Source organism: Psychrobacter sp. M9-54-1, from assembly GCF_016613355.1.
Classification (GTDB): Bacteria; Pseudomonadota; Gammaproteobacteria; order Pseudomonadales; family Moraxellaceae; genus Psychrobacter; species Psychrobacter faecalis.
This window is the reverse complement of record NZ_JADGFW010000037.1, coordinates 47,105-67,414: the sequence shown is the minus strand read 5'-3', so window position 1 is coordinate 67,414 and position 20,310 is coordinate 47,105. Positions and strand designations below refer to the sequence as shown.

Sequence of the window (20,310 nt, the reverse complement as noted above, 5' to 3'; positions counted from 1 at the left end):
TTATTGAATAGGGCTTACAGAATAAGTCTAAGATAAATAGAGGTTTACCAGAATTCTTGAGATTATAACGCACCCGACCCTCTATAGTAAAAATAGTTTATTAGGTGCTAACTCCTACACTAACTGGGTGCTGAGAATATTATTAAACATATCTGTATTAAACTGTGACTATATTTCATGAACAATAAAAAAGGAAGCTGACCCTATATAAAATATAGGGCTATCTTCCTTTTTCTATTTAGTATTTTACTTAGGTGACACACTAAATATCAGGGTTTGTAGAATCACTCAGCTATAAACTTGCTCAATCTACTCAGCGCGATACTATCTCTCATGAGGAATTGACCGCTAGGCAGTCGTTTGATAGCCCTACTACCTCAACTGAATCAGCAGATGTTTCTATACGTTCACAAGTAAAATATGACTTGATAGGCTCACTGAGTGAACAGACGGATCTTACTCGTCGTAGTATCGTGGCTATTTTAAAAGGTATTAATAACGGTATTTTTGCGCAGTTTAAAAACAACCCTGAGGCTTTCATCCGTGAGGTAGCTCGCCTTATCAACGAAGCACGTATCAAGATGGTTATCCAAGGTCTTACTTATTATACGACCGACCAGACCTACCCGCTTAATGAGATTTTTGTGTCAAATCAAAAAATCCCTAGCGACTCGCTAAAAGTGAGCCGACATGTTTTTGACTATGTTGCGACGGACTCAAGCATTGAAAAACGATTTGCTCAGGAACTAGAAGGTGCCATTGACGATGTAGCAGTATATGCCAAGTTGCCTGATAGATTTAAAATTCCGACCCCTGTAGGCGACTATAATCCTGACTGGGCTATTGCTTTCAACGAAGGCAAAGTGCGTCATATTTATTTTGTAGCTGAAACCAAAGGCTCAATGATAGACGCTGACTTACGTGAAAAAGAAAAGTATCGGATAGAGAGTGCTAAAAAGTTCTTTGATGCACTAAACCTAAAGGCTGGCGAGAATAATAGCCTTGCGGATCAGACTGTGAAATATGGTGTGATTGATAGCTTTGATGAGCTATTAAAGCTGGTTAGTTAGATCAATAGCTTCAACTGAAAATAAGTTTTTAAACAAGTTTTTTTATGAGTGAGTAATATTTCGATAGTGTTGCCTTCACTTGTCAGACGGCAAAACCATTATTTTTCAAGGTGCAACATTATCAAAGCTAAGCACTGTAAAAAATAGAGCAATAGGCTTTATCGTATATGAAAGCCACCAAGCCTTACCGTCTGGGCTTGGTGGGATTTTACTATTTTCAGATTTTCTCAGCTAGGTTGGTTGATATTGGGGTTTGAAAATTTTGTTAGCAAGTATTCAAAGTAAACTGGGCTAGCATCATTTTTGTCAGTAGATTGCAAACAGCCAACAACACGATGTGCCAATAAGTTTTTTGCTGTACCTGGTGCACTTATTAGGGCATGTCCCTAATTGGAAAAAGGGGTAATAGTCGCTAAAATAAAGGTTATATTTTAGCGATCGATAGGTATTCATTAAAGATGGCCAGACAAGCATTGACCGATAATCTCTGGGAACAGCTACAAGTGACTATGGCACAACATGGTTGCTACCGAAAAGATAAGAATCGTGACGTGATGGAAGCCATTCTTTGGAAACTACGTACAGGTGCTCCTTGGCGTGACATACCTGAAGAATTATGCCCATGGAAAACCGCTTACAACCGTTTCAATCGATGGTCAAAAACGGGTTTGTGGGAGAAATTTTTTTTAGCCTACGAAAAGAAGTTGATACGGAATGGGTATTCATCGACGGAAGTTATATACGGTGTCACCAGCATGCAAGTGGAGCTCGGCGTGGTGAAGATCGAGCAATTGGACGAAGCCGTGGCGGAGCAACTACAAAGATACACCTATCCTGTGATGCCGATGGATATCCGCTCGATTTTAAAATCACTGGGGGTGACGTCCACGACAGTCAAGTTGCAAGTGAATTGATTGACATGATTGGACAGGCAGATTACTTTATCGCTGATAAGGGCTATGACTCAGAAGCCATCAGAGACAAAGCCCATACCCACGATATGGTGCCTGTCATCCCTAAAAGGAAGAATGCCAAACAGCCTAATCCAGAATTTGATAGCTACTTGTACAAGCTGCGCCATTTAGTAGAAAATATGTTTGCGAGACTCAAGCACTTCCGTAGTATAGCCACTCGCTATGAGAAGTTGGCTCGTAATTTTAAGTCAATGCTTTATCTGGCGTGTACTATCATTCATTGCAAGATGAATAATGGTACACGCCCTAGTAAGGTTACAAGCCTGCTTTAACTTCATTTTTGCGTCCTACCAGTCCATGGTTTAAATGCTCTTACAATGTAATTATTTTATTTTTTAAATCCGCCATTCTACTGCCTATTAATATTATTAATGGATACTATTTTTATCTTTGCTAAGATGGGGTAATTAATATTAAGGTTTGCACCTTTATACGTGACAACGTGACAACGTGACATGCTATTAGATACATACCTTTCAGCACATTATAAGCTATGGATAGCATTAAAAAGTCACGAATATAAAATGACTGGACGCTATATAGTATATAGCTTGTCACGTTGTCACCCTAAAACTACCTACGTCTACACTTCGCTGCTATCATTACCGAAGACTTAATATTCTAAGGAAATGCAAAACAACAATGATATTAAAAATAAAGCTCAACCCTCTAACCATGAAAGCGATTAGAGGGTTGAGCTTAACGTTTAATCAAACATACAAGTAATTGTTTTGTTTTAAGGTCTGTAAGTTAATCCTATATCTGCCATTTCACCCAAGTATTCCATAGTGCGTGTAGTAAAGTTCGGCCCAATAGCCGCCACCTCTGCATTTAATGCAAACTTTAAAACATCTTCAGCACCTGACGATTCACCTCTGAATTTAAATATGTATCCATCTAGTAGCTGATTACGATATTTTATACCATCTACAAAATCAACGTAATGTTCAACATACTCTGGCCCCTCAATCATTTTTACATTTTTGATGTTATCGCTATACTTTTGTGACCATTGTGATCTAGGATTTATAAAGTAAGTATAGTCTTTTAACCCTTATAATACTACTAACAGTAAATAAGGATAACTTACATTTTGACTTCATAATACTGGCTCTCGCATGATTAGATAATAGCAAATATTTGCCGATAATTTAACTATTTATCTACTAAAGCTCAACTTTATCTTCGTGATATTTACTTTGTTCTAATTTTGCTGTTTAATCTGAATTTAGTTTTAGTCTTGACTTAAACAAGCCTTTCGTAACATGCCAGCAGATGCATAAAGCGTGCGTTGTGATCATCAAGTACAATATCTAACTAGATAGGATGTTATAGTCATCATTTGTCTCTACACCCTTTTTTACCGTGACAACGTGACAACCCTTATGCTCTATAGCATTCAGAGCAATATTATTCATGACAACCTTTAGGTCGAAAAAGCTAAAAATCAGGTTATAGCCCCTTCAAAATATGACTTGTCGCTCTGTCACATCACTAATAGACTTATTAATGCTCATATGATCAATTCGGATGAGTCAGCTTGATAACTACTACGAGTTACATTCAAGAAAATAGTCATTTAAAATTGTAAAAGGATCTAGGGCGTGTCATCAATTAGCAGAGATATTTCAGAATAAGCTGTAGTATACCTAGAAACTTGAGCTCAACGCCTATGACAAGACGACATGCCCTGCGAGATGACCAATAGAAGAAAATTAAAGGCATCCTACCTAGACAACCCAGTGACGTTGGTGTTATCGCAAAAGATAACTAGTTATTCGTGGAAGCCGTTCTTTACCGCTATAAGATGGTGTTCCTTGGCGTGATCTACTTGAACGCTTCGGTGACTTTAGAGTAGTTAATACATGTTTTAGCCGCTGTTTAAAAAAAGAGGTATGGAAGCATGTGTACTCAGCTGTCTGAGGGGTCTGTCAACGAATATGCCATGTTAGATGCCACCATAGTTAAAGCCTATCAACACAGTGCTGGAAAAAAGGGATCAAGCCATTGGACGCAGCAAAGGTGGACTGACGACCAAAATACATACTCGAACAGATGCGCTAGGCAATCCTACTGGCTTTTATCTAACCGGTGGCGCGGCTCATGACCTGTGTGGCTCAGATAAGCTATTAAATGTCAGTATCACTCAGACATGGCTTGCCGATAAGGCTTACGATGCGGATGCCCGCGTTATTGAACCGATTGAAGCCGTACAAGGCCATGTAGTCATACCATCTAAGTGTCATAGGCTGCAGCCAAGAGACTTCGATAAAGAACTTTATAAAGAGCGGCATCTGATCGAGAACTTCTTTGCCAAGATTAAGCAGTACCGTGCAATTGCTACTCGCTGTGATAAGTTAGCCAGTTATTTCCTCAGTGCAATTCATCTGGTTTCTTGTGTCATTTGACTTAATTGATGACACGCCCTAGTTTTTAATTAGCACCATTAGTAAGCATCCCAAATATTTTAGCACCCCCGATGATGCATAATAGTGATCAGTGGTAGCCAAGTTTTTGTCAGAGTGTTTACGTTTTTTCTGTACTACCCTTACCTCATAGCCATGAAAACTCTCACGAGCACCGACACGTATTGAGCTATTCAGACTCAAGTCTTTTTTAACATCACTTACAACTTGCTCGCTATATGCCCTGACCTGCCAATGACTGGCATCAATAAGCTGACAACCTACCAGCATAAAACTCTGTAGCATTTCAAGCTGGGCCTCCTTAATACCAAAATGAATCGATGAGTTATTTAAGTTATGTTTATGTGCAAATATTTCAATAAACATTCTCAACTTTTCAGGATCATTTATAGACATCTGATACGCCCTATCTAATGCTCTAATTATTACTTCCTGGTTTTTACTACCTTTAGGCCTACCTAGTAATAGCCTGTCATCGTTGAACAGCTCATTAGCGCGCAGATATAAACATTTAGACTCATTTAGACTTATACCATGTCTAATAGCAATCTCAGGTAACATCTCATCTCGAGAGTTTATGCCTAACTCCTGCAGCTCCTCTAGAAAACCTATGACGTCCGCATATTTAGGATGAATGAAAATTGAATTTGTATTTGACTCATTAAATCCATTCAAATTACCGTTTAGCAGTTGCTGGCTAGCATTGTTATCAGGTTCATCTGCATTCTTAAATAATGGTGTTTTATTAACAGCTGTTTTTTTAAGAAAATATGTTCTTATCTTATTTAACTTTACAGTCTTCATCGTTGCATCATAAGCAGTTTTATCTTGCCTATAAATGATAGAGTAATCTAGCTCTGTTATTAGCTCTAAAACTGTTATAGGCAGCTCCAAGCAAGCGTTACTCAGCCGCTCCCCTGCCAGCAGATGAGCAGTATGAATATAATGCTCAAAGGTTGTGTCGCATGTTAAATGCCCTGCAAAGCTAGCCAGCCCAATCCAAGCGCCTTGATCTTTATGATAGCCAAGGACGCCTTTTATGACTTTTTCGCACTGCTCATTATCATAATCAGTCATCACCTGTGCCAATGACGACTTACTTAGTACTAACGCCAGCTGACTAATCGTAGTATGCCTAAAGCTATGAAATGTGAAGTTGTGTTCTCCTAGCAATCTGTCCCAAATTAACTTCATAAGGTTACTAAAAACCACACTGGGTAACGGCTGATCACCTGAACCTTGAGAAAACAAGTAACGACGCTTCAATCTTTTCTGCTGACGATATAACTGAGTAAATTGTGTTAGCTCGTCTTTCTTAAGTAGGCAGTTAATCGGTATAAGGCGGCTTGCGCTGCTACTTTTCAATCTCCGATAGCGATTTGGTCTTAACCATATTTGTGGCTGCTGTATTCGTTGCCCATGCTCATCAATATAGATGTCAGCTATATCACGAACTTTAACACCGATAAGTTCTTTAATTCGCAACCCTGTTCGATACGCAAGACTTAACACTACTAGGCAAAGGTTTTTCTGTTCATCGTCTAAACCCGAATTGACCAGATACTCTTTCATCGCATGGTATATCCGAGGTGATATCATGTTCGCATTTACCACTTGGCGTTTATTACCCCATGGGAAATACACAAACGGCGCATTATAGGACGCTCGCTGATAATCATGGAAAGCTCGTAGTCTGCCGTAAGTAAATTTTTGAGTATCTTTGAGCTTATCCAGATATGAAACTTTGTTTTTGCTTATATGCTCATTATTCAAGACATTGAGACTACCTTTACTTAACACATCGTCTGTACAGCCAACTAAGTCATCATCCTCATCTAGATTGTCTTCGCCAAAGCCTGAGTCTTTGTTCAAAATAGACTGCTTTCTTCCATCCTTAATCTTACTTTGAATGATCTCCTCATATACAGCTTCAAAGTCCTCACCAGACCATTCATCAAGATTCTCATCCATTGTTAGCATCAGCCAATCCCGACCAATACATCCCAGATATTTGCTGATGGTATCTAATCTGTTATTGCTATCATCCAATAAGCTCTTTACCCATCCTAAAAGACGCATGGCGTTGGATTGGGTTAACTCCTGCTGTAACAGTTCTACTTGTATAATAGCGGATGCTTTACTGCCTTTAAGGGCATCTTGAACCTCTTTAATGAGATTCTTGCTAAAGCTTGGATACTCCCTACTATTACTACCTTTTTTGTCTGATTCTGAATAACTTGCTATAAATAACTCTGACCAAGTAAGCGGCTGTGGGTTTGATTTGAACACCTCTTGATTATAACTAATAAGCTTTTTTGTGGTTAAGCCCGTCGTTTTAATCTTGCCCTGTCTAACCATAGCCAGCGCAGTGTCTATATCGCCTCCCTTCATCTGCCGCCAATGATAGTCAGCGTATTTTATTAAGTGTGATAAATGTGGTTTACTTTTATCTTTATACTGTAGTTTTAGCTTCTTACAAATATCATCAACAATGATTTCAAACGATTTCACACCTTCTTTTTTTAAGTTTTTATCTTTTAGCGCATATAAAAAGCAAAGTGTCATATCATCAGGTATGTACTCTACATAGCGCTGTAAGCTTGTAGCAGACACATCCTCTGAGGTATATCCTTGCGAATAAGAACAACCGTAATTGTCATCATCAATACTTAGCAAGATTAGCGCTAGACTCTCATGGTAGATGCCTGGACCTGATAATTCATCAGTTGCTGGTAGTTGCAATTGATATATGTCACGTTCGCCTAGGAGCCATTGATACAGTGCTTTTAACACATCTATGTCATTCAATCCCCCATACATCACGCTACAGTAGAGCACTGACTCAATCAAATCATTGTTTGAGAACCTTCTTTTCCGTTGCCATATCTCAATTATTTGCTGGCTAGCAAGGCTTACTTGAGCACCACTTACCATCCAATCATAGGATATTGTTAAATGATCACGCTCTGCTATGACTGGCACAACTGGTTCATCCATACTCAGTTCATGAGCTTTGTTATAACTCCGTATGTATTCTAAAAATCCTTGTCTGGCTAAGTGATAGCTATGCGCAGTATCAAAATGCACCTCAAGTATGCTACCAATGGTTTGATAGTATTCAGTTAGGTCTGTTCCTGTGGGTATGTGATTGTCATCAACATACGAAGCTATCAAAACTTTTGCCTCATTTTTGATACTCTCATGACTCTTGCTTTTATTTTCTTCTCTTAACTGATGAGCAACGGCATTATCCATATATATTCACCTCAACTTGTCGTAGATTAAGCTCAACTGCAACTTTCTCTAAGTCAGCGGATAACGCTTTTAGCTCATTAATGGATAATGACGACATGGGATGCATAGCCTCCTGATCTGGATGTTCATGACCATATAGGGCGCAGATCAAATGCTCAGGAGACTTATTCGTTAGTAGTGAGCGTAATTGATGTCTAAGCCAGTTGTCTTGGTGACTAAAAAAGTGTTTTATCTGATAGCGAACCTTACTAGGTTTAATACCGGTAAAGCCTTTGGGATTTTGGCTAAATAGCTGAATGAGTGGCTGACTAGAGTTCAAAATTTTATTTATAGGAAATTGGTCATTGGGATATATAGAATTATGCATGACCGCAAATTGCTTGATATATTCAATATAATTTTGAATCGCTGTGATTAAGAAATCACTAAGAGGAATAAGCCTTCCCTGCCCTTGTCCCTGACGCTCTTCTTTATCCGACACCCATAACAGCCTTTGCCTAAAATCAAATTGATTTAAAAGCCCAGGCGCATGCTTTACGGGTCTAATACCAGTCTGAATAAAGATGATGTGCCATAACCAGACACCATAAGCATTAAACTGCTCAATATAACGGTCCTGCCTTATGCTTACGTTCCGCTTTAATCGACCGTTATAACTCTCAGTTGCTTCAGCAAGCTCATCAAAAAATCTTTGGCAGATATCAATATTTAAAGTCATGTCACTACCAATATATTTTTTATAACGATTGCTTTTCGTGCTAGACATACTAAGCTGTCGCAGCTCACCTTGGCTGTCCGCAGTACAGTATTCGGTCAATAGTTGTATGGCGCTGTAGTAAGTCTTCTCTAAGCTTATTGTCTCAATACTGGTGTAGTACAAGGGCGAGCTGTGTTTCACATCAACTCCAGTAATCATGTCGGCATGTAATGACTCTTGCAGCTCATTCTTTATAACTGTATATAAACAAGCGTCAATATGCTGATTTGATAACACCGGTAGCTCTAGTTGCACTTTCAAGCTTGCCAGCACTTCAGACACTTCATCGCCATCCACCGAAAACTTATTTTCAATAACTGCTTGTAGCCTCGCTGGCAGAGGTAATTTAAATTCATTATCATGGCTTTGACGATGTGGCAATAAGTGGCTTCTACGATTTGAAGTTACGTTAATAGTATTACTCATAGCATAACTATCAGCAGCCGAACCGCTCTCATGACTCAACCACTTGCGCTGACTTTTATCCAGTTCTAACTCATAAATCACGTCTTGAATCTTCCGACCACTTAGTAGTGATAGTAATATGACCGCATAAACCTGACGCTGTTTATAGCTAACAACGCCAAAAAGCTGCCACACCCGAGCAAATAACATCTGATAGCTCAGTAGACTTAGTTGACGTAGATTAGTAGGAAAATGAAACTGGTTACGGCGGGCATGTCGATAATTGTTTTTTAGCTTCCATTGCTGTAATTCTGAGGATTTAGCGGTTGTCCTGGAAGGCTTAAAATCATTATCTAAGAGCGCAGGCGGGTCATCATCAGCAGTATTTTCAGCATCCGCCACGTTATCATTTTTATGGGGTTTGCCAAATACTGTTGCTCTTAATGGTTCATCAGTACAATCAAGGTATAGCTTATTAGAGTGTTCTTTACTAAGCTCATTGTTTTGTGAGTTGGTATAGGTTTTACCCACAAACGCTTTATTCTCTGCAACAACTTCATAGGCAAGTCTTATTTGACCAATTTTACCAGCCAACTTTTGATTAACCACTTTGCCTGACTCTTCATCACTTCTTGTCTTAGCTTCATATACGCGTAATACTGCTAGTGCATTCGTCAGTGAAGCACGTTGAGCATGGATATCAATCAGTTTTTTAACAATCTCTGACTGTGGGTTATTGTCCTTTAAGCCCATCCTCAGACGCACACTTAGCTGACTGACTTTGGCGGAGTGCTCATCCTTACGTATAGCAATCATAATAATTATTTGCAGATATGCGCTCATAAACTGCCATGCTTCATCATCACTACGTGCTTGACCATACCTCTGGTAAAACAAGACCAGCATATAAGTGACTGCCCAATCTTCAATTTTTTTCTCTTTGACGACTTTCCTGGCGATAGCTTCACATTCAGACAATGTAAATACTGGCATATTTAGGCTGGCTTGCTCACCAATATGTAGGCAAAAGCCTAGATTAATATAAAAAGTATTAATAATCAGGTTTTGTACTTTTATACAGTATGGTGAATCAAGTGGCACTAAATGATCTAAAACCTTTTGTAATTCGCTGTTATCAAACTGCTTTATATTCATTAAGGTGCACCACTCAACCAGCTCATACTTTGAGGAATACCTAGAGCTCGATCTTCTAGTGCAAACTTACATTGGCGATATTCATAACTACTCTGGCTAATACCTGCAAAATGGCAATAGCCTTTTATAGTCAGACATCTAATGCCCATTAGTTGGCATATGACGCTTTGAGGTGCAGTACTTTTAAGTGCATTAAACAAATCAGGGTGGTGAATACCTTTCAAGAACATCAAGTCTATAACCTCTATCCATGCGAGCTGCTGAACGTCTTTGATACTTTCAGGGATTATTAAACACGGATAATCCCTATTATTCTCGAACCTTAAGACCTGATCGACTCTTTGGAAATCATTAAAGAAATAGAAAGTACCGCTTCCTCCATCAACCAAGCGCAGTGGTGGACGGTAGAAGTTATCCAAAAACTTCGTATTGATATAAGTCGTTTTAGGTCTCAATCTCTGCCAAACACATAACGCGGCTCTAGCATACGGATGTACATACAAATCATCCTTACTAGGATTGGCAAGCTTTTGCCCAACCTTAAGTTTATTATTTTTCATCTTTTTTACAAAAATAGTGAGTATAATTCATGTTATCTAATGAACACTTAGGTGTCAAACGCTTTATTATTGCGGGTCTTAATATCATAAAATAATTAGTATTATTAAGGAGTTAGTATTATTTTAGGCATAAAAAAACCTCTTGAAACTATAAAGAATATAGCTTTAAGAGGTTGTTGATTTTTATACTTTTATTAGCTGAGAAGGTTAAACTTGGAGTTTCATGCCTCTTAGCTATTCAAATAAAATTCGACTATACTTCTCACGTAAATCCTTTTTTACCATTTTTCCAGTACCGCTAATTGGAATTTCATCAACAAAGATAACCTTGTCAGGTATCTGCCATTTAGCAATTTTTCCCTGATAAACCTGCAGAACGCATTCTTCTGTAGCTTGATTCTCGCTATGTTTTTTTACAATTAAAACTGGGCGTTCATCCCATTTCGGATGCACAGCAGCAATTACAGCTGCCATCGCAACTCCTGGATGTTCTAATGCAATATTTTCAAGTTCAGCAGATGAAATCCACTCACCTCCTGATTTGATTAAGTCTTTGGCACGATCACTTAAACTGAGATAACCATCACTATCGATTGAAGCGATATCGCCTGTATCAAACCAACCGTCTTCAGTTAGTAAGGCCATATCTTTGTTATAATAATGCTCAATAATCCAATGTCCTTTAATCTGTAGGTGTCCTGTCTGTCGTCCATCCTCAGCTAAACGATTAGTTCCATTTTCTTCGTCTGTAATACGGATAGAAACACCAAAAGGTGGGCGCCCTTGAGATAAACGGATCTTAAGCTGTTCATCTTCAGACAATTCACCATGCTTTGCCTTCAACTGATTAATCGTACCTAGCGGACTTGTTTCAGTCATTCCCCATGCATGAATAGTGTCACAAGCATAGCGATCCTTAAATTCTGAAATAATTGATGGTGGACAAGAAGAACCACCCACGACAGTTCTTGTTAAACTCTTAAGCTTGGTAGCTGAAGTTCGAGCATATGTTAAAAGCCCTTGCCAAATCGTTGGTACACCCAAAGCCATAGTAATGTCATAACGATCAATGAGTTCAACTAAGCTTTTGCCATCTAAATCTGGCCCTGGTAGTACTAAGCTACATCCAACCATTGCAGATGCATAGGGAATACCCCATGCATTTACATGGAACATCGGAACTACGGGAAGGACAATTTCGCGTGAAGATAAACTAATAGTATCAGGGAAGCAGGTTACAAAACTATGTAGAACCGTTGATCGATGTGAATATAAAATTCCTTTTGGGTTCCCTGTAGTTCCAGAGGTATAACATAATGAACTTGCTGTATTTTCATCAAACTCAGGCCACTCAAAACTTGCTTTTTGTGCTGCAACTAACTCATCATAGAATTTGGGGCTGTCCTAGATAAGTAAAATTATTTAGGATAGCACTATGAGAAAGAGTAAACTAAGTTGGTATAAACAAAACAGACTCATCGAGTTATTTGTTGCCGGTTCTACCGCCAGAACAGCAGCAAGCTTAGTTAGTGTTAATAAAACGACAGCCAGTTATTACTTTCATAGGCTAAGACTGCTTATTTACGAGAATAGCCAAGACCCTGGTCTATTTGAGGGCGAAATCGAAGTAGACGAGTCATACTTTGGTGGCACTCGTAAAGGCAAGCGAGGGCGAGGTGCTGGTAGCAAAGTGCCCGTGTTTGGTCTACTAAAGCGTAATGGCAAGGTCTACGCTTGTATTATACCCAATGCTAAAGCAGATACTTTGATCCCCATCATAAGAGAAAAAGTGAAGCCTGATAGCATTGTTTATACTGACTCATTTAAAAGCTATAACGCATTAGATGTCAGTGAGTTTACTCATTATCGTATTAACCACTCCAAAACCTTTGTTAATGACAAGAATCACATTAATGGTATAGAGAACTTCTGGAACCAAGCTAAACGGCATCTACGCAAGTTTAACGGAGTTCCAAAAGAGCATTTTCACCTCTATTTAAAGGAATGTGAGTGGCGTTTTAATCACAGTAACCCAAAGTCGCAATTACTACAATTAAAACAATGGGTTAAAAAGGGTTTGAGCTAGTTATCTAGGACAGCCCCTAGAATTTTACGCCTGGCAAAACCTTAGTGATCTCAGGATCTGCTTCGCTCATACAAACAAAGTGTTGGACGTTTGGAATCTCTTCTTGGATAGATGCAATTAAAGCCACAAATGTCTTATCAAACATTAAAACCTTATCATTCGCGTCATTAATAATATACGTCAATTGCTCAGGAAATAGGCGTGGGTTAATAGTATGACATATCATACCTGAGCCAGAAATTGCATACCAAGATTCTAGATGACGATGGTTGTTCCATGCTATTGTAGCTACTCTATCATTCGGTTGTAGGTTTAGACTTTTTAATGCATTTGCATACCTTTTTGCATTTTTAGAAATTTCTAGCCATGTGGTTTCAACGATGTGACCATCCACCTCTTTAGAAAAAATCTTTGTATCGCCATGGTAGTGTGCAGCATGTTCAATTAAACTGCTAATCAGCAGCGGTTTAAACATCATATTTCCTAACATATAAAATATCCTTATTTCAAATAACAATCAACCATTTGATATTATCTGCTGTAATAAAGTGCTTCGCTCAATACTACAAAGCAGTTTAAAAAACAGCTATGAACATACCCATGAAAAGCTGATAAATATCACTTTACGAAAACCATTACTATGAACTATCTAAATTTTATTAGTGAACTTAAGTTATTTTTCACCTTATTAAGGTGTTGCCAGATTAAACCCATACTCAAAGTCATCTAGCATAGAGAAAAACTGCTGAATCAATTTTAAATCACCTTGGTGCTGTACTTTCCCCTGTGCCACTAACGCCTCAAAAGAGGCTGTTTTTATTAACAATTTATTAAAATCTTCACGATTTAAAGTGAGAGTCAAATCAGCATCAGGTGCTTGAGTATTAGCCATCACATTTAAATGTGAATTCTTTAATTCTAAGGCGATCTTTTCATTGCGATCTGGCAGTACAAAGTTAATTTTAAACGCTTTATCTAGCGCACGCTCAGCATTTAAGCGCACACCCATGTAGTCAAATACCAACTCTGTATCCATCGCTATTACGAGGTCTGGACCAACTTGAGTCGTTTTGACCTCTTTAGGTACACCATGACGTAATTCATAAGCTGCTGACAGATAGGAATTTCGCCATCCTGCACTTTCGGCTTGATAGCCAAGTTGTTCCAAAGTGTCTGCTTGTAAGGATTTTGCTCTTATGTTGTCAGGCTCTGCAAATACTAAATGATTCATCAGTTCTGCAACCCAGCGATACTCGCCACGGTCAAAAGCCACTTTCGCTTTTCTCAACAATGCTTCACCACCACCTGCCAAAGCCACATAGTTCTTGCCTGCCTCGTCTGGACTAAGTTTATTTAGGGTAGCTGGATTACCGTCGTAATAACCTATATATTTATTGACTACTCCTCGCACATTATGACTGACTGAACCATGATAACCGCGGTTATACCACTCTTGGTCTAAAGCTTTAGGCATCTTAAATTCGTTATGAATTTCATTAATTGTTACCCCACTATTTGCTAAATGCAGGCTCTGATCATGTAGATAGCCATACATGTCACGTTGCTTTTCTAGGTACTTCACAATATTTTCTTTACCCCAACGCGGCCAATGATGGGAAGCCATTAAAACGTCCGCCTTCACCCCAAATTTTTGTAATGCAGCGTTGATGCTTTTACTCCACATGGAGGCATCCCGAGCAGCTGCGCCACGTATGGTGTACACGTTATGCATACCTGCGACGGTGTTTTCTGCCATCCATAAGGTTTTGAGCTGAGGGAACCAGGTATTCATCTCTGATGGGGATTCTGTATTTGGTGTATTTTGGAACACCATTTCTACGCCATCAATATTTAAAGTTTCTTGATCTTGTTCTACGATATAAGTTGGCGCAATCAAACCCACCAAACCAGTAGGCACTCCTTTTCCCAATGCACCATCTACCACACCATATTGATTTTTGGGTATCATAATGCCGTATTGGTATGAGCCGCGCCGCGACATAGCATTGCCTGCAAGTACATTTTCCTTAACGACATGCTCCATAAAGTCACGTGGTGCGATGACTTGTACTTCACCGCTATCTACTTGTTCTTGACTAATAACGCCTTTTACTCCGCCAAAATGATCGACATGAGCATGGCTATACACGACTGCTTTAACAGGGCGCTTGCCTAAATGCTTGGTCACTAAAGCATGGGCGGCCTTTGCAGACTCTGGTACCGTTAATGGATCAAAAATAATCCAGCCTGTATCTCCTTGGATATAGGTAATATTGGTCAGATCAAAACCACGAACTTGATAAATTCGATCCGTGACTTTAAATAGGCCATAGTTCATATTGAGCTTGGCTTGACGTTGTAGACTTGGATTGATTGAGGCCATAAACTTATCTTGATTCAAAAAATCAAATTTCGCTAGATCCCAGACAACCTCTCCTTTTGCATTTTTTATTTGCTTCAACTCAGGCTTCGCAATCAGTCCTTTAGCAGCAAATTCAAAATCCTGTTTATCATCAAAAGGTAATTGTGATAATACGGCATAGTTTTGCTGCGTGGTGAATTCACTCGCAGGTTTACTGCTCAAACTATCATCCGCTTGCGCTGCACTTAGCATTAATATGCTCGAAATTGCGGCTACTAAAATTCTCTTAATCATCATACGAAATCCTTTTCTTTTATCTGGTTTAAGTCACCTGCTAAATCTCCTATCCCCTTGATATGAGAGATTTGTCCTACAAGCGGTTCATTGAATTGAATACGTTTGATCTTAGCGGCCTTTTCTTCCGAAAATACAGGGATTTGGCTCATGGCAAACTCGCAGAGAGCGGTAATAGTCAAAGATGGATTGACCCCTAAATTCCCCGGAATGATTGACCCATCAAGCACTCGCAAGTTTTTGTAACCGAACACTTCCCCTGAGAAATCTACGACACCGTTGGATGCGTCGGTACCCATTGAAACCCCACTCATGATGTGCGCTGTAGTTGGTGTTCCTAGTAGGACTTCACTCAATGACGATCCTGGTTCCCCTCCTAGTTTTTCAGCATATAATCGGGTTGCTTTTTCAGCTGATGGAAAAGAGACTGTCAACGGAGTGTCATTGGCTTTTTGTACAGCAGTGATACCATTTTTAAAAAAGCGATACCACTGGCGTCGCCACTCTAAATGAATAAAAGCCTCAGATTTTTGCATCACCAAAAACAAAATAGAACTACGAGCTTTGCCTTTTGGACGCAGCATTCTGCTGGTCTTTAACGGATGGATTAAACTACTAATAAAGAATTTCACAATCCTTATAAATCTAGGTCCTGTGACCATCGGAACGTAAGGCGTATATAACCAAGCGCCATCTGATCCTTCTCTGAATCGATTAACCTCCATGTTGGTGTTTTCATCAACGGATATAAATGAGCTAATGGCGACTCCATCATCCACTTTTTCACGAGTATCATTAGCAGTGGTTAAGGTCTCAGAGTTAGTACGAATTTCCTGCCCTAATTCGGCTGAGATATTTGGCAGCGTTTTATATTTATCACGCATTTTGAGTAACAACGGCACTGTCCCCATGACGCCGCCAGATACCACAACCCCTCGGCTACGTAATTTATACTGGCGCACTTTTTTACCAAGCGTTTCTTTCACAATAAGCTCATAGCCATCACTACCATCATGGTTTAACGGAATGATTTTGACCACTTCAGAGCTAGGGCGTATCTCAACGCCATTACGCTCGGCAAAGTACAAATAATTCTTCATTAAGGTATTTTTAGAGTTATATCGACAGCCAATAATGCAGTTACCACAATACTGACAGGTTCGACGATCTGGCCCATCGCCATTGAAATAAGGGTCTTTTACAATCTTGCCTCTTTCACCGTCTGGTAATGGAAAAAACACCCCTGTGTTGACGGTTTTGTAGCTATCGCCATACCCCATCTCTTGTGCTACCTCTTGTAAGGTATCATCAGCGATGTTGGTATAAGTGTTTTTGGCTGTGCCAAGCATTCGCTGTGCCAACCCATAGTAAGGCAATAGCGTCTCTTTCCAATCGCTACGTAGCCTCGTCCAAGCTTTAGAATTAAAGACTTCATCATCAGGGATAAAATGTACATTGGCATAAATCTGTGACCCGCCGCCAACACCTACACCATGAAGAACACTGACTTTGTTAGTAAAGCTTATTTGCAACGTGCCCTTCATACCTAATTCAGGGATCCATAGATAGTTTTTGGTCTCTAGGTTCGTTTTTGGAAAGTCCTTATCTTCTCGGCGCAATCCTTTTTCAAGGACTAACACGCTATTACCTTTTTCACTTAGGCGTAATGCACTGACAGAACCACCGAACCCTGAACCAATAATGATTTGATCAAAATCAAAATGTGGCTCTGACTGTGGTTTAATATCCTTATTTAACATGCTATTAACTCCTTTAATAGTTTGCGTTTTGTCACTTAGTTAATACAGATAGTTTTTCGATAATTTAAAGATTGAAGTGTAGGATTGTATTTGAGTATGGCTCTCTACACTAAGATTTGGCATGGGTCAAAAACTTCAGAACTCGATCGGCAAAGTTACCGTAGGGCGGTGCCAAAAACTTTAAGCTTGAAAAGCTAGCTTGATAAAATACAGGTCGCATCTTTGAGAAGTTTAAAAATCCTTCGTAACCGTGATAATGGCCCATACCGCTAGCGCCAACTCCGCCAAACGGCAAGTCATGTTGACCGACATGAAATAAAGCATCATTTACTGATACGCCGCCAGACATCACGTTATTGATATAAAAGTTAACTAGAGCTTTATCTTGGCTAAACGGGTAAAAGGCTAACGGACGATCGCGCTGAGCGATGTAAGTGACGACCTCTTCAGGCTGAAGATAAGTCTTAACCATCAGAATCGGACCAAAGGTCTCTCTAGTATCAATTTCCATCTCATCAGTACTATCAAAAATCAAAGTCAGTGGAAATTTACGCGCTGAGCTATCTGCTTGTTGATTATTTAAGTTGATGACTGTAGCGCCCTTATTTTCTGCTACCTCCACACAGTGGCACAAACGCTGAAAGGCGCGATCATCAATAATTGAGGTATAGTCTTTATGATGAATATCAGGGACATGCTTTCCTACCCACTCACTAGCCGCTTGGATAAAGTGATCTTTTTGTGACTTATGTACAAATAAATAATCGATAGTGGTACAGATTTGCCCAGCATTGAATTGTTTGACGAACATGAGGCGCTCAACTGCTTTTGTCAAAGGATAATTGGGATCAATGACCGCAGGTGATTTACCGCCTAGCTCTAAAGTGACTGCTGTTAAATTCTCTGCCGCCGCTGCCATAACCTTTTTGCCTGTAGCGCCAGAACCGGTAAATATAAGATGATCAAAAGGTAGCTTAGAGAAAGCAACACCTACCCCGCCCGTTTCGTCAAAAATCTGTAGTTTTTCAGGTTCGAAATACTGCGGAATCAGTTGAATCAATAAAGCAGCTAAGTGACGCGAGTTCTCCGATAGTTTGACCATTGCTTTATTGCCAGCAGCAAAAACGGCTGAAAGCTGAGAAAATAGTAAATTAATAGGAAAATTCCATGGCACTATTAAGCCAACAACGCCTAAAGGTTGCGGGATCAGGCGATTTTTTGCACCAAAGTACATGCTCAAGTCCACTTTGCGCTTTTGTACCTTGGTCCATTTTTTTAAATGTTTAATACTGCTATTGATATCATCTGTTGCCATAATAATTTCAGCTAGCAAAGTCTCATGTCTTGAACGATTACCATAGTCCTGATTGACGGCTTCAATTAATGCTTCACGGTGATCATTAATGATTGCCTTTAAACTTAATAAATGCGCTTTTCTGACTGCAATGCTTTCGATACCTTCTATAGTTGCATAGTTCTTTTGCTGTTGTAGGCAATCGTGTAATTGACTTTCTAGGTCAATAGAATCGAAGTTGGCTTTCATAAAAACTCCCTTTTACAGCCGGTATGAGGTTGATTCAATGAGGTTTTAATGGATAAGTTGAATCTTTATTCATTTACTGTAGCAAAGCCTACTTATTACTTCTTGACATTTTAGGACAAAAAATTGATTATATAGGACATTAATTTAACTACTTGAGACAAAATAGAGGGTGATATGGGTAGCTACATCAGAGCGGCAGGTCTAAACGGTTTTGAAGAATTGGTTCGCAGCTATGGAAAAGATCCTACAAATATCTTTGATAGGATAGGCTTAATACCTTCTGTGATACGCGAACCAAATTCTCTGATTGATCATGATAAATATATTAATTTATTAGAGCTGGCAGCGATTGTCTGTAACGAGGAATGTTTTGGTTTAAAGCTTGCCGCCAAGCAGAGTATCCAGACGATAGGGTTGGTTGGCGTCTACATGTCTAAACAAACTGACATAGCCAAAGCATTACTTGTGGCACAAAAATATATTTATAGTCATGCTGAAAGTTTTGTTTTCCAGATCAATGAGGTCTCTGATAAATTATGCGAGCTTGATGTGGTGCGTCAAAATACACAGAACATAGATAGAGCACAGAAATCACAGCTATCTATATGCTTAATTTGTAATATTTTAAAAGATTTAACTAGTCCAAAATGGCGTCCAGAAAAAGTAAGATTAAAACAAAATCCATCGCCTCAATCAAAAAAGTTATTAACCCAAATATTAGGATGCCCGGTCGAGTTCAATACCAACAAGAATGCGATATATTTTTCTACTGTTTATTTAAGCTACAAACCGCACTACTTTGAAGACAATTTGGTGAATCAACTGATTGTGCAACAGCTAGAGAATGAAAACAGTACCTGTACTCATGATGATGTATTTTTGATAAAAAGCTCTATGAAGATGCTACTAGCTACTGCTGATTGTAGTATGGCAAATGTTGCGTTATGCGTAGGACAGCATCCCAAAAAAGTCCAACGTCAACTGAAAAACGAAGGGACTACTTACAGAGACTTATTAGAGGAAGTGCGAAAAAAGGAAGCAGTGCGAATTATTAATACTGGCGACATCAGCTTAACGGACGTGGCTTTTCAGCTGGGTTATGCTGAGCTGTCTGTTTTTAGCCGACAATTCAAAAGCTGGTTTGGTATTACGCCAACAGAATGGAAGGACAGCTCCAAGGTATTAGTAACATAGTTAATTATGGTTTAACTACCCATATGCGCTCCTAACTTAGTTGACCACTAGAGTTATACCTGTTTTAGTACATTAGCGATTTGGTTTTCGCTAAAACATGTCTTTTTCATAGGTGAATCATACTGCTAGCTTAGCAGTTAATCTCTATTTCTAGGTTCTATTATTTATATAGTACATAGGGCTGGACTATGAAACTTAATTTTCTTATGTGACGCTATTAATGTCGAATTTTGATATAAGACGTTTTAGGTCTCAATCCCTGCCAAACACATAAAGAGACTCTAGCATACGAATGTACATACAAATCATCCTTAATAGGATTGACAAGTTTTTGCCTAACCTTAATTTTATTATTTTTCATCATTTCTATAAAAATAGTGAATATAATTCATGTTATCCAGTAATCATGTAGGTGTTAAACGCTTTAGCGTTGTGGTGCTTAAAATTGGAGAATAGCTACTAGTTTTAA

10 protein-coding genes and 4 pseudogenes are annotated in these 20,310 nt (G+C 39.1%); 5 read left to right on the top strand and 9 right to left on the bottom strand.

All coding sequences use genetic code 11. From position 1 onward, the window contains the following. Nucleotides 1-275 precede the first annotated feature (275 nt). Together IQ457_RS12220 and IQ457_RS12215 are read left to right on the top strand one after the other, a co-directional pair. Nucleotides 276-1,070 (top strand): annotated as a pseudogene (locus tag IQ457_RS12220) (restriction endonuclease); the annotation flags it as partial. Nucleotides 1,071-1,528: 458 nt separating this feature from the next. Beyond that, nucleotides 1,529-2,316 (top strand): IS5 family transposase gene (locus IQ457_RS12215; RefSeq protein WP_200663586.1). Its coding sequence is split into 2 segments (ribosomal slippage): nucleotides 1,529-1,736 and nucleotides 1,736-2,316, totalling 789 coding nucleotides; the frame shifts between segments, so codons are not numbered across the junction. A gap of 464 nt (nucleotides 2,317-2,780) precedes the next feature. Here IQ457_RS12215 and IQ457_RS12210 read toward each other — a convergent pair. Then, nucleotides 2,781-3,017, bottom strand: a complete 237-nt coding sequence (locus tag IQ457_RS12210; protein ID WP_200663584.1) for a hypothetical protein — start codon at nucleotides 3,015-3,017, stop codon at nucleotides 2,781-2,783. A gap of 741 nt (nucleotides 3,018-3,758) precedes the next feature. Here IQ457_RS12210 and IQ457_RS12205 point away from each other — a divergent pair. Beyond that, nucleotides 3,759-4,452, top strand: a pseudogene (locus IQ457_RS12205) (IS5 family transposase). Between the two features lie 18 nt (nucleotides 4,453-4,470). Here IQ457_RS12205 and IQ457_RS12200 read toward each other — a convergent pair. The 4 genes and pseudogenes from IQ457_RS12200 to IQ457_RS12185 all read right to left on the bottom strand — a co-directional run. Then, nucleotides 4,471-7,725: a site-specific integrase gene (locus tag IQ457_RS12200; protein ID WP_200663582.1), complete on the bottom strand. Its 3,255-nt coding sequence runs from the start codon at nucleotides 7,723-7,725 to the stop codon at nucleotides 4,471-4,473. After that, nucleotides 7,718-10,042, bottom strand: coding sequence for a hypothetical protein (locus tag IQ457_RS12195; protein ID WP_200663580.1), 2,325 nt, complete (start codon nucleotides 10,040-10,042; stop codon nucleotides 7,718-7,720). The genes IQ457_RS12200 and IQ457_RS12195 overlap by 8 nt, the downstream gene beginning before the upstream one ends. After that, entirely contained in the window at nucleotides 10,042-10,602 is a 561-nt protein-coding gene (locus tag IQ457_RS12190) for a hypothetical protein (protein WP_200663578.1), read from the bottom strand. The genes IQ457_RS12195 and IQ457_RS12190 overlap by 1 nt, the downstream gene beginning before the upstream one ends. A gap of 234 nt (nucleotides 10,603-10,836) precedes the next feature. Beyond that, nucleotides 10,837-11,997: pseudogene (locus IQ457_RS12185) on the bottom strand (AMP-binding protein); the annotation flags it as partial. Between the two features lie 40 nt (nucleotides 11,998-12,037). Here IQ457_RS12185 and IQ457_RS12180 point away from each other — a divergent pair. Then, a complete protein-coding gene (locus IQ457_RS12180) occupies nucleotides 12,038-12,688 on the top strand; it encodes an IS1595-like element ISPssp3 family transposase (RefSeq protein WP_200663576.1) in 651 nt (216 codons plus the stop codon). 19 nt (nucleotides 12,689-12,707) lie between these two features. Here the strand turns inward: IQ457_RS12180 and IQ457_RS12175 are convergent. From IQ457_RS12175 to IQ457_RS12160, 4 genes and pseudogenes are all read right to left on the bottom strand, one after another. After that, nucleotides 12,708-13,178: pseudogene (locus tag IQ457_RS12175) on the bottom strand (AMP-binding protein); the annotation flags it as partial. 198 nt (nucleotides 13,179-13,376) lie between these two features. Further along, entirely contained in the window at nucleotides 13,377-15,347 is a 1,971-nt protein-coding gene (locus tag IQ457_RS12170; RefSeq protein WP_242465440.1) for an alkyl/aryl-sulfatase, read from the bottom strand. Continuing rightward, the gene (locus IQ457_RS12165; protein ID WP_200663572.1) at nucleotides 15,344-17,104 is read right to left on the bottom strand and encodes a GMC oxidoreductase; all 1,761 of its coding nucleotides are present in this window, start codon (nucleotides 17,102-17,104) and stop codon (nucleotides 15,344-15,346) included. Before IQ457_RS12165 ends, IQ457_RS12170 begins: the two co-directional genes overlap by 4 nt. 109 nt (nucleotides 17,105-17,213) lie before the next feature. Next, nucleotides 17,214-18,647: a coniferyl aldehyde dehydrogenase gene (locus IQ457_RS12160; protein ID WP_200663570.1), complete on the bottom strand. Its 1,434-nt coding sequence runs from the start codon at nucleotides 18,645-18,647 to the stop codon at nucleotides 17,214-17,216. Nucleotides 18,648-18,821: 174 nt separating this feature from the next. On the opposite strand from IQ457_RS12160, the gene IQ457_RS12155 reads away from it, so the two are divergent. Continuing rightward, a complete protein-coding gene (locus tag IQ457_RS12155) occupies nucleotides 18,822-19,841 on the top strand; it encodes an AraC family transcriptional regulator (protein WP_200663568.1) in 1,020 nt (339 codons plus the stop codon). Nucleotides 19,842-20,310 lie beyond the last annotated feature (469 nt).